14 protein-coding genes are annotated in these 16,188 nt (G+C 60.3%); 7 read left to right on the top strand and 7 right to left on the bottom strand.

What is annotated here, in order from left to right; translation table 11 throughout:
• Positions 1 to 30: 30 nt before the first annotated feature.
• Positions 31 to 942, bottom strand: coding sequence for a 5-dehydro-4-deoxyglucarate dehydratase (kdgD, locus tag BLP99_RS08315; RefSeq protein ID WP_072388447.1), 912 nt, complete (start codon positions 940 to 942; stop codon positions 31 to 33).
• A gap of 451 nt (positions 943 to 1,393) precedes the next feature.
• Here kdgD and BLP99_RS08310 point away from each other — a divergent pair, with 451 nt between their 5' ends.
• A complete protein-coding gene (locus BLP99_RS08310) occupies positions 1,394 to 1,825 on the top strand; it encodes a hypothetical protein (protein WP_072388449.1) in 432 nt (143 codons plus the stop codon).
• 49 nt (positions 1,826 to 1,874) lie between these two features.
• A complete protein-coding gene (locus tag BLP99_RS08305; protein ID WP_072388451.1) occupies positions 1,875 to 2,225 on the top strand; it encodes a hypothetical protein in 351 nt (116 codons plus the stop codon).
• A 203-nt stretch (positions 2,226 to 2,428) separates the two neighbouring features.
• On the opposite strand, the gene BLP99_RS08300 is transcribed toward BLP99_RS08305, so the two are convergent.
• The 4 genes from BLP99_RS08300 to BLP99_RS08285 form a co-directional block, all read right to left on the bottom strand.
• On the bottom strand, positions 2,429 to 3,175 hold the full coding sequence (locus BLP99_RS08300) for a FadR/GntR family transcriptional regulator (protein WP_072388453.1): 747 nt from the start codon (positions 3,173 to 3,175) through the stop codon (positions 2,429 to 2,431).
• Between the two features lie 243 nt (positions 3,176 to 3,418).
• Complete coding sequence (locus tag BLP99_RS08295) at positions 3,419 to 5,146, bottom strand: ABC transporter ATP-binding protein/permease (RefSeq protein WP_072388455.1); 1,728 nt, start codon at positions 5,144 to 5,146, stop codon at positions 3,419 to 3,421.
• An 88-nt stretch (positions 5,147 to 5,234) separates the two neighbouring features.
• Positions 5,235 to 5,795, bottom strand: coding sequence for a response regulator transcription factor (locus tag BLP99_RS08290; protein WP_025211826.1), 561 nt, complete (start codon positions 5,793 to 5,795; stop codon positions 5,235 to 5,237).
• On the bottom strand, positions 5,788 to 7,050 hold the full coding sequence (locus BLP99_RS08285; protein WP_072388458.1) for an ATP-binding protein: 1,263 nt from the start codon (positions 7,048 to 7,050) through the stop codon (positions 5,788 to 5,790). Before BLP99_RS08285 ends, BLP99_RS08290 begins: the two co-directional genes overlap by 8 nt.
• Before the next feature lie 227 nt (positions 7,051 to 7,277).
• On the opposite strand from BLP99_RS08285, the gene BLP99_RS08280 reads away from it, so the two are divergent.
• Positions 7,278 to 7,994, top strand: coding sequence for an SIMPL domain-containing protein (locus BLP99_RS08280; RefSeq protein ID WP_072388460.1), 717 nt, complete (start codon positions 7,278 to 7,280; stop codon positions 7,992 to 7,994).
• Between the two features lie 188 nt (positions 7,995 to 8,182).
• On the opposite strand, the gene BLP99_RS08275 is transcribed toward BLP99_RS08280, so the two are convergent.
• Both BLP99_RS08275 and BLP99_RS08270 read right to left on the bottom strand, forming a co-directional pair.
• A complete protein-coding gene (locus BLP99_RS08275) occupies positions 8,183 to 8,491 on the bottom strand; it encodes a Txe/YoeB family addiction module toxin (RefSeq protein WP_072458692.1) in 309 nt (102 codons plus the stop codon).
• On the bottom strand, positions 8,457 to 8,741 hold the full coding sequence (locus BLP99_RS08270; protein ID WP_072388464.1) for a type II toxin-antitoxin system Phd/YefM family antitoxin: 285 nt from the start codon (positions 8,739 to 8,741) through the stop codon (positions 8,457 to 8,459). The genes BLP99_RS08275 and BLP99_RS08270 overlap by 35 nt, the downstream gene beginning before the upstream one ends.
• A gap of 399 nt (positions 8,742 to 9,140) precedes the next feature.
• Between BLP99_RS08270 and BLP99_RS08265 the strand changes: the two genes are divergently transcribed.
• From BLP99_RS08265 to BLP99_RS08250, 4 genes are all read left to right on the top strand, one after another.
• Positions 9,141 to 10,742, top strand: coding sequence for an ABC transporter substrate-binding protein (locus BLP99_RS08265; RefSeq protein WP_072388466.1), 1,602 nt, complete (start codon positions 9,141 to 9,143; stop codon positions 10,740 to 10,742).
• A gap of 255 nt (positions 10,743 to 10,997) precedes the next feature.
• Positions 10,998 to 12,623 (top strand): ABC transporter substrate-binding protein, encoded by a 1,626-nt coding sequence (locus BLP99_RS08260; RefSeq protein ID WP_072388468.1) that lies wholly within the window; start codon positions 10,998 to 11,000, stop codon positions 12,621 to 12,623.
• Between the two features lie 315 nt (positions 12,624 to 12,938).
• On the top strand, positions 12,939 to 14,540 hold the full coding sequence (locus tag BLP99_RS08255) for an ABC transporter substrate-binding protein (protein WP_072430747.1): 1,602 nt from the start codon (positions 12,939 to 12,941) through the stop codon (positions 14,538 to 14,540).
• A 171-nt stretch (positions 14,541 to 14,711) separates the two neighbouring features.
• On the top strand, positions 14,712 to 16,127 hold the full coding sequence (locus BLP99_RS08250) for an OprD family porin (protein ID WP_072388472.1): 1,416 nt from the start codon (positions 14,712 to 14,714) through the stop codon (positions 16,125 to 16,127).
• Positions 16,128 to 16,188 lie beyond the last annotated feature (61 nt).

The following is a 16,188-nucleotide window of genomic DNA, read 5'->3' as shown; positions in this document are numbered from 1 at the left end:
CGCTGATTGCTCAGCGGCCTTGTCGGTCTGTTATTGCTTGCCTTGCTTGTCGATCAGCGCGGCCAGGGCTTCGTATTCTTCTGGCAGCAGGTCGGTCAGCGGCGTGCGCACAGGGCCCGCGTCGTAGCCAACGATCTTCGCGCCGGCCTTGACGATGCTCACTGCGTAACCGGCCTTGCGGTTGCGGATGTCCAGGTAAGGCAGGAAGAAGTCGTCGATGATCTTGCCGACGGTTGCGTGATCGTCACGAGCGATGGCGTTGTAGAAGTCCATGGCGGTCTTCGGAATGAAGTTGAACACCGCCGAGGAATAGACCGGCACGCCCAGGGCCTTGTAGGCCGCGGCGTAGACTTCGGCGGTCGGCAGGCCGCCCAGGTAGCTGAAACGGTCGCCCAGGCGACGACGGATCGACACCATCAACTCGATATCGCCCAGGCCATCCTTGTAGCCGATCAGGTTCGGGCAGCGCTCGGCCAGGCGTTCCAGCTGAACGGCGTTCAGGCGGCAAACGTTGCGGTTGTACACCACCACGCCGATCTTCACCGATTTGCACACGGCTTCAACGTGGGCGGCGACGCCGTCCTGGCTGGCTTCGGTCAGGTAGTGCGGCAGCAGCAACAGGCCCTTGGCGCCCAGGCGCTCGGCTTCTTGAGCGTATTCGATGGCCTGGCGGGTGGCACCGCCAACACCGGCAAGGATTGGCACGCTGGTGGCGCAAGTGTCGACGGCGGTCTTGATGACTTGCGAATACTCGCTGGCGGCCAGGGAGAAGAATTCACCGGTGCCGCCTGCTGCGAACAGCGCAGAAGCGCCGTACGGGGCCAGCCACTCGAGGCGCTTGATGTAGCTGTCGCGATTGAAATCGCCTTGGACAGTGAAATCGGTGACCGGGAACGACAGCAGGCCAGACGAGAGGATGGACTTCAGTTCTTGTGGATTCATTATTCGAACACCCTGGGACGCAAGTTGTGTGTGTATGAAAGGTAAGCTTCTGTCAGAAGTTGTAAGTCATCGTACAACTTAAAATGAGAACGTCAACTGCATTTCATCTTTTGTGTGGAGCGCCACTGCTCGGAATCCATCAGGGGCCTTGTAGACCGCGCTTTTGAGCGTGGTCCAGGTGACAGCTACGAAGGTGAAGATTCCTGGAGCCGCCCGAGGTGAAGACCGTTGGTCGTCACTGTCAACTCTGTCAGTAGGCGTCGTCATGGGATGGGGGGATAACGCAGCTGTGGCTGTTCAGCGCCGACGGGTAAGGCGTGAGCAAGCCCTCTTAGGAAGAGCCTGTGTGAAGCAGCTGGTCGCGCGTGGTCAGGTTCCTTCCTGCATTCGAAATGAAGCTGGAAGTGAGTCGCCCCCTCGATGCAAAGGCGACTCCTTAAGGAGAGACCCCATGTCGGACGACAATGACAGTGCAAAGACCCAAGAGAGATTCGAGAAACCCATTCTCACGCAATTTCCTGCCGAACAGCTCTGCGAAGAAGTGACGGTCAGCCTGTCGAAGCTTGGCGATGGGCTAACGGTCCGGATTCCGTATCCGAACAAGATCTCGGTCACCTCATCGTGTCGGTTGGTCCTGGAGTCCGAGACGCACCCTGGATGGGAAGACACCCACGCTGAAGCGATGGGTGTCTACGACAAGGATCCGGAGACTCATCCGGATGATTTCGACGTGCCTTCGCCCCGAAAGGATGTGTTGATGAGCGTATCCAACGATGTATTGAAAGCCTACATCGGCACATCGGTGAAGCTGCGCTACCGGTGTTCGAACGAGAGCTATGACCCGGATAACTCCAAGCCGATCACGTTGAAAATCGTACCCTAAGGCCATGGTACGAGCTGCGCGCCAATCCATTCCTGTAAAGGAAACCATCATGAAAACGTCGAGACAACTGGAAAAACCTTACTTCTCACATGCCACAGAGGGTGTGGTTGACGTACCCAAACTCCCCGACCCTGCGAAGGCAGAGGTTCGACAATACGAAAACCATCGGGCAGGCGACGAGGTTAGATTCACCGTGACGACCAGCACCGGTAATACCTGGACTGACAGTGTTGCTTTAACCGCTGACCAGCGCTTCCCACTGGGCTTCGCAATTCCAAAATCGACGTTCGAGAAAGGGCTGACGGCTGGAGCGACAGCCAAAATGCAGTACACCGTTATTAACTACAATACTGGCAACCCAACACGCTCTGAAATCCTGGAGCTTTCGTTGGTGCTGTAGGGGCTTTCTGCGTCCCCTTACGCCAGCCCCGTTGTGCGGGGAGCCGCTGAACCTGCTTATCGTTGGAGTTGACCATTGCGTTGTCCTCTTGCCCCATCAATGGGGAGGCGCGTTCATTCGCACCGCCAGTCAAGGGCAAATAGGGACAGCGATCGAACTGTCAGGACTGACAGTTGCGACGGTCGGTATCGTTCAACTTTCAGCTAGCCCTGCGCCTGGGCCTCTTCATGGGCCTGGCGCAACCGCTCGCGGCTGTTGGTCAGGTGCAAGCGCATCGCGGCACGGGCGGCGTCGGAGTCCTGGCGGGCGATGGCCTCGTAGATTTCCTCGTGCTCACGGCTCAGGCGGTCCATGTAGTGTTGCTGGTCGTCATGGGCCAGGCGCGCCGAGTTCACGCGGGTGCGCGGGATGATGCTGGTGCCCAGGTGGGTCATGATGTCGGTGAAATAACGGTTGCCGGTGGACAGGGCGATTTCCAGGTGGAAGGCGAAGTCCGAGGCCACCGCATCGGTGGCGTGGGCCGCGCTCTCGCTCAAGGCATCGAGGGCGGCGCGCATCGTTGCCAATTGCTCGTCGGTGCGACGCTGGGCGGCGAGCCCGGCCGACTCCACCTCCAGGCTGATGCGCAATTCCAGGATCGCCAGCACATCACGCAACGTGACCACCGTGGCCGGATCGATACGGAAACCGCTCGGGCTGGGCGTGTCCAGCACGAACGTGCCGATGCCATGGCGGGTTTCCACCTGGCCGGCCGCCTGCAAGCGGGAAATCGCCTCGCGAACCACGGTACGACTTACACCGTGGGCCTCCATGATCGCCGACTCGGTGGGCAGTTTATCGCCCCGCTTGAGCACGCCGTCGCGGATCTGCTCGGACAACACCGTCACCAGCTCCTGCGCCAGGCTGCGGCGCTTGCGGGGGAGGCGTGGTAAATCGATGGGGTTTTCCATGGGTCAGTGTCTCGGCAGGCGGCTAATGGTCATCATCATAGCGCAACGTGGTTGTACGATCACCGTCCTACCGTACAGCCCTCGTTGGGAATTGTCGTTGTGGCGAGGGGATTGTCCCCACCGGGGCGCGAAGCGCCCCTATCAAATCAAGCGCAACACCGTGGCGTATATAGGTAGAGCAAGGGCTGCTGCGCAGCCCGGCGGGGATAAATCCCCTCGCCACAGTAATGTTCGGCATGGTCATCAAGCGGTCACGGTGTGCTCCACCAGTTGGCCATTTTCGATGCGCACCTGTCGTGGGTGGAAACGTTTCAAACTGCTTCGGTGGCCGACGCTGACAATGCTCAATCCCGGCAACTGATCGATGAGCGCCTGGTACAGCGTCGCTTCGTCTTCCTCGTCCATGGCCGACGTGGCCTCGTCCATGTACAACCACAGCGGGGCATAGAGCAATGCCCGGGCAAAGGCCAGACGCTGCTGTTCACCCGGCGAGAGCATGCGCTGCCAGTGATTGCTTTCGTCCAGTCGAGAAACCAGGTGTGGCAGACGACAGGTTTCCAGCACCTGTGCATAACGCTCGTTGGGGTATACATCCCCGGGCTGTGGATAACTGAGCACTTCGCGCAGGCTGCCGATCGGCAGATAGGGTTTCTGCGGCAGGAACAGGTAACGCGCCGCCGGCAACAGGATGCGCCCGTGCCCGGTGGGCCACAGGTGTCCCATCGCCCGGAACAGCGTGGATTTACCGCTCCCGGAGCGGCCGCTGAGCATCACCCGCTCGCCGGGTTCGACGGTCATGGCGGCGTTGCTGAGCAGATGCCGACCGTCGGCCACATCCAGCCCCAGGTTCTCCACCTTCAGCAGGCTGCCCTGGTTCTCCACTTCGATGGCCGGCACCCGCTCTTCGTTGTCGCTCATGGCCTGGCGGAAGCTCAGCAGACGATCGCACGTGGCGCGCCACTCGGCGAGCTGGGCGTAGGCATCGATGAACCAGCTGAAATTCTCCTGCACATTGCCGAACGCCGAGTTGATCTGCATGAGCTCGCCCAGTTGGATCTTGCCGGCGAAGTAACGCGGTGCAGCAACCATGAATGGGAAGATGATCGCGATCTGACCATAGCCGGAAGTGAAGAAGGTCAGCCGCTTGGACACCCGCATGATGTCCCAGAAGTTATGCCAGACCAGGCCGAAACGCCCGCTCAGGCGTCGGTTCTCGTTGGGCTCGCCGTTATAGAGCGCAATGCTCTCGGCGTTTTCGCGCACCCGCACCATGGAAAAACGCAGGTCCGCCTCGAAGCGTTGCTGGTTGTTGTTCAAGCCGATCAGCCGGCGACCGATCAGGTGCGTCAGCCAGCTGCCCACCGCGGCATACACCAGGGCGCACCAGAACATGTAGCCAGGGATGGTGTAGCCGAACACTTCGATGCTGCCCGACACGCCCCACAAAATGATCGAGAACGACACCAGGCTGACCACGGTGCGCAGCAGGCCCAACCCCAGGCCCAGGGTGTTGGTGGTGAAACTGTTGAGGTCTTCGGAAATCCGCTGGTCCGGGTTGTCGGTATAGCCGCCCTGCTCCAGTCGGTAGTAATTCTTGTTGTTCAGCCAGCGGGCGAAATGCTGTTCGGTGAGCCAGGCCCGCCAACGGATGGTGAGCATCTGCGTCAGATATAGCCGGTATACCGCCCCCAGGATCGCCACGGCGGCAATGCCGCAGAAATACAGGATCAGTTGCCAGAATGCCGTGTCGTTCTTCTCTTGCAGGGCATTGTAGAAATCCTTGTACCAACTGTTGACCCACACCGAGATCGCCACGCTGAACAGCGACAGCGCGATGACGGCGATCAGCAGCGTCCAGGCCTTTCCCTTCTCCTCGCTACGCCAGTACGGAGTGGTCATTTGCCAGACACGACGGAAAAACTGTCCGCGCACCGCATCGTTGACCGCGGAATATTCAGCGTTCTGATTCATGGTTTAAAGCCCGATCAAAAGAATCGGGCCGATCATAGAGCATCGGCCCGATTTATCGCGAGAGGGAGAACATCCGTTCAGCGCTGGTTCAGCGGCGCACCGGACGCTTCTGCAATTTGCGCTGCAAGGTGCGCCGGTGCATGCCCAGGGCGCGAGCGGTGGCGGAGATATTGCCTTCGTGCTCGGTCAGCACCCGCTGGATGTGCTCCCATTGCAGGCGATCCACCGACATCGGGTTTTCCGGCACCAGGGTGTCGAGGTCGGCATGCTCGGACAGCAGCGCGGCCAGCACGTCATCGGCGTCCGCCGGCTTGCACAGGTAGTTGCAGGCGCCGCGCTTGATGGCTTCGACCGCCGTGGCGATGCTCGAATAGCCGGTGAGGATCACCACGCGCATTTCCGGGTCCAGCTCCAGCAGCTTGGGCAGCAGCACCAGGCCCGAGTCGCCGTCCATCTTCAGGTCCAGGGCCGCATAGTCCGGCAGGTCGGCCTGGGCGATGGCCAGGCCTTCTTCAGCGGAACCGGCGGTGCTGACGCGAAACCCGCGACGGGACATGGCGCGGGCCATGACGCGGGTGAACGTGGCGTCATCATCAACCAGCAACAGGTGCGGCAGCTCTTCGCCGTCGACTTGGATCTCGTCACTCATGTTCGTCTCCTCGGTCGGCACGGGGCAGGCGCAGCTCGGTGAGCGTGCCGCCTCCCTCATGGGGGTAGAGTTTCACCGAGCCGCCGGCGCGTGTCACGCTGGCTTTGCTCAAAAACAGGCCCAGGCCCAAACCTTTGCCCTTGGTGGTAAAGAATGGCTTGCCGATCTGTTCGGCAATCGCCAGCGGCACGCCGGCGCCGTGGTCGCGGATGCAGATGGTCATCTCGTAGGCGTTCCAGTCCAGCGCCACTTCCAGGTTGTCGGGACAGGCATCGGCGGCATTGTTCAACAGGTTCAGCAACGCCTGGGTCAGGTCCGGCGGCGGCGCCATGCGCGGTACCACGCCCTTGCCCAGGTGTTGCAAGCGATAACTGGCTTCCGGACGCATCAGGTGCCAGCGGTTCAGGGCCTCGTCGAGCCAGAAAGTCACCGCCTGCATGTCGATGTCCAACCGGCGGTTCGCCTCGGCGGCGCGCACCAGGTACTGCAGGGTTTCCTTGCAGAGCTTGACCTGGTCCTGCAGCACGCCGAGGTCGTCCTGCAGGGCCGGGTCGGGATGGTCCTGGCGCATTTCCTTGAGCAACACGCTCATGGTCGCCAGCGGTGTTCCCAGCTCATGGGCAGCGCCAGCCGCCTGGGTGGCCACGGCCAGCAGTTGTTCGTCCCGCAGGCCTTCTTCACGACGAATGGCCCGCAGCTCTTCCTGACGGCGCAGTTCTTCGGCCATGCGCGCGGCAAAAAACGTGATGACCGCCGCGGCCAGGGCGAAACTCAGCCACATGCCATAGATCTGCAGGTTTTCCCGGGCGATGGGGAAGGTTTCCAACGGATAGAAGCGCGCCAGCAGCAAGGTGTACAGCGCCAGGGCGATGCCGGAGAGAATCAGCGAATAACGCCACGGCAGGGTCACCGCGGCGATGGTCAGCGGCACCAGGTAATAGGACACGAACGGGTTGGTGGAACCGCCGGAGAAGTAGAGCAGCGCACTGTGGATAAACAGGTCGAAGGCCAGTTGCACCGCGTATTCCAACTCGGTCACCGGCCAGGACGTGCGCAGGCGGATGACCGTCAACACGCACAGCCCCATGGAACAGGCCAGGGTGATCCCCAGTTGCAGCCAGGGCAACGGCAGCAGGTCGAACCAGTAGGCAAGCCCTACCGAGCCGGCCTGGGCGGCCAGGACCAGGATCCGGATGAACGTCAGGCGCCAGAGGTTCTGGCGAGAGGCGGAAGTCATTTGCAAAGGGACGAGCATGAGCTCTCCTGATGAGCGCTCCAGGCGAATCGCACGGAGTATAACCAAGGCATGGGCGGCACAGACAGCTATGCGGCAAAGCGCCACAGCTTCGAAATGACACACTGCCCACTCTGGCAGGTATCTGTATAGAAGTTGTAACTGTGCGAACCCGCCCATAAAAGCTAGAGTCTTATCCTTCACGCAGGCCCGGACCTCACCCCTGCGCCTCATTCCAAGGAGCTTTCATGCACACGTTCAGTCGCCACGCCGCCCTGCTCGCCGTCAGCCTCGGCACCGTCGCCAGCCTGCCGGCCATGGCCGCCGACGAGCTTCACTACAACCAGATTTCCCTGCGCGCCGAAGCCAGCCAGGAAGTGGCCCGTGACCTGATGATCGTCACCCTCTACACCGAGGACCAGAACGCCGACCCGGCCAAGCTCGCCGCCGCCGTCAGCACGACGCTGAACAAGGCCATCGGCCAGGCCAAGCAGGTCAAGGACATCACCCTGCGCCAGGGCAGCCGCAACAGCTACCCGATCTACGACAGCAAAGGCCAGAAAATCACCGGCTGGCGCGAACGCGCCGAACTGCGCCTGGAAAGCGCCGACTTCGCCGCCCTGTCCAAGCTCACCGGCGAGTTGCTCACCGACATGAAAATGGGCGGCATGGACTTCGCCATCTCCACCGCCACCCGCCAGAGCAGCGAAGACGCCCTGCTCAAGGACGCGGTCAACGCCTTCAAGGCCCGCGCCCAACTGGCCACCGAGGCCTTGGGCGGCAAGGGTTACAAAATCGTCAACCTGAACCTCAACACCAACGGTTATCCACAACCCTTCATGCGCCCGCAAATGATGATGAAAGGCGCGTCCATGGATGCGGAGTCCGTGACGCCGGAAGTGGCACCCGGTACCAGTCAAGTGAGCATGACGGCGGATGGGGCGATTGAGGTGTTGATGCAGTAATCGATGGACTGACTGTGCCATCAGCCCAGAGAAGCCCTTGTGGCGAGGGGATTTATCCCGCTGGGCTGCAATCAGCCCCCCTGACACCGCAATGTGTCAGATGAATGGCAGCAGGGCCTCTGCAAGAGCTCCACCGCTCAAGGCACCACAAATACAAAAGCCCGCAACCGCGGGCTTTTTGTCGGGCATTACTTCGTGTAGTGGAAGCGACATGAAATGACTGTCAGCGTGTCATTCTCATAGGCGTAGACAAAGCGATGCTCTTTGTCGATACGGCGTGACCAATAGCCCGTTAAATCCCCTTTCAACGGTTCAGGTCGACCAACCCCCTTGAATGGGTCGCGAAGACAGGCCTCGATAAGCTCATCTACCGTCGCGTGTTTGGTTGGATCGTTTGCGTCCCAGTATTGGTAGTCTTCCCAACCGTCTGGCACAAATGCAATTACCACGTTCTCGCGGGCGTTAGCTTTGTTCTTCTGTTTCTGTTTTGCCGACATTTAAAGGAAGCTCCCTGGCAAAGGCTTTCCCGGCTTTGTGCAGCGCAACAGAACGGCGTAAGCGCGTGGCATTCGACTCTGTACCTAACAGATACATCGTCTCGGCCATAGAGTTGTAGTCCTCCAAGGAGAGGATCACTACATGATCACCACGCTGACGGGTGATGACCGTCGGCTCATGATCTCGGCATACATCGTCCATCGTCTGCTTCAGGGCGGCACGAGCCTGGCTGAAAGTTATTACATGCATCGTCTAATTCCCTCCTGAGGCCAGCTCAGGCGAAACCAGGACCGCCCTGGTGGTTTGAGAGTTTCCCGCGGAACAACAGCGGGGCACTTGTCTCCTCCGCTGAGAAGCGGAGTCCTTGAATCCACGCCGCAAGCGGGGGTATCAAGGTAAATCTGGCACTTGGCTAAACCTCGATGCCTTCTCAGTCGTCCAGCAAAAGCGATGACGGCCGAGCGCGCACATAGTACAACGTTCTGTACAATTTCAAAACTCTGCGCCGGACAACTCGACTCGTACGAAATGCCTTCAAGCACTGCACGGTATATCCAAATCCACCAGTCCCTCGCACTTTTGGCTATTTCCCCCGTCCCACCCCAACCGCTACCCTCAGGAAAATCGTCACCACCGCTAAGGGATTTCATGGACAGAACCACCTTCAAACCACTCCTACTCACCCTCGCCCTGATCGGCAGCATTCCAATGGCCCAGGCCGCCACCACCCTGGTCTACTGCTCCGAAGCCAGCCCCGCCGGATTCGACCCCAGCCAGTACACCAGCGGTACCGACTTCGACGCCTCGGCCGAAACCGTCTTCAACCGCCTCACCCAATTCAGACGCGGTGGCACCGAGGTGGAACCGGGGCTGGCGACAAGCTGGGAGGTGTCGGCCGACGGCCTGGCCTACACCTTCCACCTGCGCGAGGGCGTCAAGTTCCACACCACCGACTATTTCACCCCCACCCGCGAGTTCAACGCAGACGACGTGGTGTTCACCTTCCAGCGCCTGCTCGACCCGCAGCATCCGTTCCGCCAGGCCTACCCCACCGAGTCGCCGTACTTCACCGACATGGGCCTGAACACCACGATCAAGCGCGTCGAGAAAATCGACCAGCACACCGTACGCTTCGACTTGAACAACGTCGATGCGGCCTTCGTGCAGAACCTGGCGATGAGTTTCGCCTCGGTCCAGTCCGCCGAATACGCCGCGCAGCTATTGAAGGAAGGCAAGGCCGGCGACCTCAACCAGAAACCGGTCGGCACCGGCCCGTTCGTGTTCAAGCGCTACCAGAAGGACTCGCAGATCCGCTACGCCGGCAACAAGGCCTACTGGAAACCCGAGGATGTGAGGATCGACAACCTGATCTTCTCCATCACCCCCGACGCCGCCGTGCGCCTGCAGAAGCTCAAGCGCAACGAATGCCAGGTCAGCGGCTACCCGCGTCCGGCCGACATCGAAGTGATGGAACAGGACCCCAACCTGCAAGTGCTCAAGCAGCCGGGATTCAACCTGGGCTTCCTGGCCTACAACGTCACGCACCCGCCCCTGGACCAGCTCAAGGTCCGCCAGGCACTGGACATGGCCATCGATAAGCCGGCGATCATCAAGGCTGTCTACCAGGGCGCCGGCCAACTGGCGCAGAACGCCTTGCCGCCGGCGCAATGGTCGTTCGATCCGGCCATACGCGATGCGCCCCATGACGTGACCAAGGCCAAGGCGCTCCTCGAGGAGGCCGGGGTTGCGCCAGGTACTACCATCGATTTATGGGCGATGACGGTGCAGCGCGCCTCCAACCCCAACGCCCGGATGTCGGCGCAGATGATCCAACAGGATTGGGCCAGGATCGGCATCAAGGCCAACATCGTCAGCTATGAGTGGGGCGAGTACATCAAGCGCGCCAAGAACGGCGAGCACGACGCGATGATCTACGGCTGGACCGGCGACAACGGCGACCCCGACAACTGGCTGGGGGTGCTCTACAGTTGCGCGGCGGTCAAGGGCAGCAACTACGCCAAGTGGTGCGACCCGGCCTATGACCGCCTGGTCCAGCAAGCCAAGGTCTCCACCGACCGCCAGCGACGGATCGACCTGTATCGCCAGGCGCAGCAGATCCTCAAGCAACAGGTGCCCATCACCCCCATTGCCAACTCCACGGTGTTCCAACCGATAAACAAACAGGTGGTGGATTTCAAGCTCAGTCCGTTTGGCCTGACACCCTTCTACGGCGTGGGTTTGCACAAGTAAAACCCGCCCCGAACCGGTGCCCGGCCACGCCGCCGCGCACCGATAAAGGGCGCGTTTTGCACCGAAAAAACCCGCGCAAACGATCAACCGCGTCAGAAGTTACACAGATGCGACATTAAGGTACGTTCGTGCCACTGTTTCAGATTTGCAACCGCTCTGGATCTTGCATTGGGTATGGGGCCTGCATAAGTATCCGCAGGACGACTCACGAGGTCGCCCTCAAATCCAAAAATGACAACAAATCATGAGGCCAACATGCTTAAACACGCGGTCATTCCGTTTTTAGTCGGCGCCAGCTTATTAGCCAGCGCACCCTTCGCCCAAGCGGCGGCTAACCTGGTGTTCTGCTCCGAGGGCAGCCCGGCCGGTTTCGACCCGGGTCAATACACCACCGGAACCGACTTCGACGCCTCAGCCGAAACCATCTTCAACCGTCTGACCCAGTTCGAGCGTGGCGGTACCGCCGTGATCCCGGGCCTGGCGACCAAGTGGGACATTTCCGAAGATGGCCTGACCTACACCTTCCACCTGCGTGAAGGCGTCAAGTTCCATACGACCCCGTACTTCAAGCCGACCCGTACCTTCAACGCCGATGACGTGCTGTTCACCTTCAACCGCATGATCAGCAAGGACGATCCGTTCCGTAAGGCGTACCCGACCGAATTCCCGTACTTCACCGACATGGGCATGGACACCAACATCGCCAAGGTCGAGAAGCTGGACGACAAGACCGTCAGGTTCACCCTCAATGCCGTCGACGCTGCGTTCATCCAGAACATGGCCATGCACTTCGCCTCCATCCAGTCGGCCGAATACGCCGCCCAGCTGCTCAAGGAAGGCAAGCCCGCCGACATCAACCAGAAGCCCATCGGCACTGGTCCGTTCGTCTTCAAGAGCTACCAGAAAGACTCGAACATCCGCTTCACCGGCAACAAGGAATACTGGAACCCGGATGACGTGAAGATCGACAACCTGATCTTCGCCATCACCACCGACCCGTCGGTGCGTATCCAGAAGCTGAAGAAAAACGAATGCCAGGTCACCCTCTTCCCGCGTCCGGCCGATCTCAAGGCCATCCGTGAAGACAAGAACCTGAAGATGCCGGACCAACCGGGCTTCAACCTGGGCTACATCGCCTACAACGTGATGGACAAGATCAAGGGCAGCGACCAGCCCAACCCGATGGCCCAGCTGAAGGTGCGCCAGGCACTGGACATGGCCGTCAACAAGCAGCAGATCATCGATTCGGTGTACCAGGGCGCCGGCCAACTGGCCGTCAATGCCATGCCGCCTACCCAGTGGTCCTACGACACCACCATCAAGGATGCGCAGTACAACCCCGAGAAAGCCAAGGAACTGCTCAAGGAAGCGGGCATCAAGGAAGGCACCGAGATCACCCTGTGGGCGATGCCGGTCCAGCGCCCCTACAACCCGAACGCCAAGCTGATGGCCGAAATGCTGCAGTCCGACTGGGCCAAGATCGGCATCAAGGCCAAGATCGTGACCTACGAGTGGGGCGAGTACATCAAGCGTTCCAAGGGCGGCGAGAACGGCGCGATGCTGATCGGCTGGAGTGGCGACAACGGTGACCCGGACAACTGGCTCAACGTGCTGTTCGGTTGCGACTCGCTGCAGGGCAACAACTTCTCCAAGTGGTGCGACAAGAAGTTCGACGACATCGTCAAGCAGGCCAAGCGCACTTCGGACCAGTCCAAGCGCACCGAGCTGTACAAACAGGCACAACACATCCTCAAGGATGCGGTGCCGATGACACCTATCGCTCACTCTACGGTGTTCCAACCCATGCGCACCAATGTGCAGGACTTCAAGATCAGCCCGTTTGGCTTGAACTCCTTCTACGGTGTCAGCGTCGACAAATAAGGTATGCAACGGCGACGTTTCTTGACGTCGCCGTTGCTTTATCTGCCGAGACCCAGGAAATCGCCTACGTCCCTCAGGCCCTGTCCCAGGCTGCACTTTTGCAAGCCTGACAGCAAGACCAGGACTATCGCCCTTTCTTACAAGTCTTTCAGGCGTTACGCATTTACGACCCGGCTCGCGACTCATACCGTCGAATCCTGGTCGATCTGCCGGCACCTGTGTCATCGCTGCACGCAATGGAATGAACCCAGTGACCCGGCCCTTCGGAAGGTTGCCGCCTCACTGTCAAACACCCCGAACGAGAGAGGGAGCGTCATGCGCCATACCCTGGTTTTATCCGCATTGCTGAGTACCGGCCTGCTGGCCACGACATCCGCGGCCCTGGCCGCCAACGGCAGCCTGGTGTTCTGCTCCGAAGGCAGTCCCGCCGGCTTCGACACGGCGCAATACACCACCGCCACCGACAACGATGCCGCCGAACCGCTGTACAACCGCCTGGCCGAGTTTGAAAAGGGCGCGACCAATGTCGTCCCAGGCCTGGCGACGAGCTGGGACATTTCCGAAGACGGCTTGAAATACACCTTCCACCTGCGCGAAGGCGTGAAATTCCATACCACCGACTACTTCACCCCGACCCGGGATTTCAACGCCGACGACGTGGTGTTCACCTTCACCCGCATGCTCGATCCGCAGCACCCGTTCCGCAAGGCCTACCCCACCGAGTTCCCCTATTTCAACGGCATGAGCCTGAACAAGAACATCGCCAAGGTGGAAAAGACCGGGCCGTTGACGGTGGTCATGACCCTCAACAGCGTGGACGCCGCGTTCATCCAGAACATCGCCATGAGCTTCGCCTCGATCCTGTCGGCCGAGTACGCCGACCAGTTGCTCAAGAACGGCAAGCCGAGCGACATCAACCAGAAACCCATCGGCACCGGGCCTTTCGAGTTCAAGAGCTACCAGAAGGATTCCAACATCCGCTACGTGGCCAACAAGCAGTACTGGGCGCCGGAGCGGGTCAAGCTGAACAACCTGATCTTCTCCATCAACACCGACGCTTCGGTGCGGGTGCAGAAGCTCAAGGCCAACGAATGCCAGGTCACCCTGCATCCGCGCCCGGCCGACGTGCCGGCGCTGAAGAACGACCCCAAGCTGCAGTTGATCGAACGACCCGGCTTCAACCTTGGCTATATCGCCTATAACACTCGCCACAAACCGTTCGACCAGGTCGAAGTACGCCGGGCACTGGACATGGCGGTGAACAAGCAGGGCATCCTCAATGCCGTGTACCAGGGCGCGGGGCAACTGGCACAGAACGCCATGCCACCGACCCAGTGGTCCTACGACGACACCATCAAGGACGCGCCCTACAACCCGGAAAAAGCCAAGGAGCTGCTCAAGGCCGCCGGGGTCAAGGAAGGCACCGAAATCACCCTGTGGGCCATGCCCGTGCAGCGCCCCTACAACCCCAACGCCAAGCTGATGGCCGAGATGCTCCAGGCCGACTGGGCGAAGATCGGCTTGAAAGTGAAGATCGTCAGCTACGAATGGGGCGAGTACATCAAGCGCACCAAGAACGGCGAACACGACATCAGCCTGATCGGCTGGACGGGCGACAACGGGGACCCGGACAACTGGCTCGGCACGCTGTACAGCTGTGATGCCATCGGTGGCAACAACTACTCCATGTGGTGCGACCAGGACTACGACAAGCTGATCAAGCAGGCCAAGGTCGTCACCGACCGCGACCAGCGCACCGTGCTCTACAAACAGGCCCAGCAGTTGCTCAAGCAGCAAGTGCCGATCACCCCTGTCGCTCACTCGACGGTCAACCAGCCGTTGAGCGCCAAAGTCGAAGGATTCAAGGTCAGCCCCTTCGGGCGCAACGTGTTCTCCGGCGTCAGCCTGGCGCCATAACCCAACCATGCATTGGCGGGGGTCCCTTGCGGGACCCTCATGCAGCCGTTTTGCCTGAATTCGCCATTCAGACACCCAGCAAACGTTTGCGAACTGTGATGAGTTGTAAAACCAAAGCCGTATCACCAAAAAAGACCGGCGTTAAATAAAGAAAGAAAAAGGAGCTTCACAATGAAATTAAGCAGCAGCGCGTTACTGGCCCTGGCCATCAGCAGCGTTACCGCGACCGCCTATGCGGAGTCGCAGAGCCAGGCGGTCACTCCCGTGACCCTCAAGACCACCAGCGCGCAAAGTGAAGCCACTGGTTTCATCGAAGGGCAATCGGTGACCGGCACTACCCGTAACTGGTATGCCAACGAGCAGTTCAAGCGCGGTACGAAACTCACCTATCGCAAGAACGGCGAAGCCCGTGAGACCGACCGCCGCATCAACTGGGTACAAGGCACCATCGTCAAGTACAACTCCGGTTTCACCGAAGGTACCGTGGGCTTCAGCACCGAATTGGCGGCCTACAACGCCATCGCCCTGGACCAGGACCGCAAGGACCTGGCGTCCAACAACGGCGGTGCCCCGACCACCCGTCCTGGCGCCGGCAACAACCGTACGCTGACCCGTGAAGGCGGCGACGCCGTCGGCCAATGGAGCAAACTGGGCCTGGCCAACGTCAAGGCGCGCGTTTCCAATACCACCCTGACCGCCGGCCGCCAGAACTTCAGCAGCCCGATGGTCGACGTCATCGGCAACCGTGCACTGCCCTCCAGCTTCCAGGGTGTGAGCCTGCACAGTGAAGAGTTCGAGAACCTGGCTTTCGATATCGCCACCTTCGACCGTAACTCGCCACGTACCGAACAGAGCCAGCGCAAGTTCCGCTCCGAATACGGCGACAGCAGTGTCGAGACCGATCACGTCAACACCGCCGGTATCACCTACCAGCCACTGGCCAGCCTGAAGACCAGTCTCTGGGCAACCGAAGCCGAGGACATGTGGAACCAGTACTACTTTGGCGCCACCCATGAGCTGGGGGACAGCTCGGTGCTGAGCCTGACCACCGGCCTGAACTACTACAAGACCGTGGACTCGGGCAAAAGCAAGCTGGGCGAGATCGACAACGACACCTACTCCCTGTCGTTCGGACTGACCCACCAGGCCCACAGCCTGACGTTCTCCTACCAGGAAGTGAACGGCAACGAGTACTTCGACTACCTGCACGAGACCAACGGCATCTACCTGGCCAACTCCCTGCTGTCGGACTTCAACGGCCCGAACGAGAAATCCTTCCAGATCGCCTACGGCCTGAACATGGCCGAGTACGGCGTGCCTGGCCTGAAGTTCAACATCTACCAGGCGCGCGGCTGGGGTATCGACGGTACCCACTACAACAGCACCGGATATAGCGATGTGCGGGCGATGGACGGTGAACACCACTACGAATACGGCATCGGCGCGTCCTATGCCGTGCAGAGCGGCCCTCTGAAAGCCACTGCTATCCGAGCGACCTATACTGCCCACCGCGCCAGTGAAAACCAGGCCGACGGCAGCCTCAACGAGTTCCGCCTGGTCACCACCATCCCGTTCAACATTCTGTAAACCCTGCGCCGGGCGGTCGACTCACGAGGTCGGCCGCCCGGCTTTACCGTTACATCGATTG

Origin of the sequence: Pseudomonas sp. NFACC32-1, from assembly GCF_900101215.1 — a bacterium.
Taxonomy (GTDB): domain Bacteria; phylum Pseudomonadota; class Gammaproteobacteria; order Pseudomonadales; family Pseudomonadaceae; genus Aquipseudomonas.
Note: the sequence above shows the minus strand (reverse complement) of the source record. Positions and strands in the feature narration are given on the sequence as shown.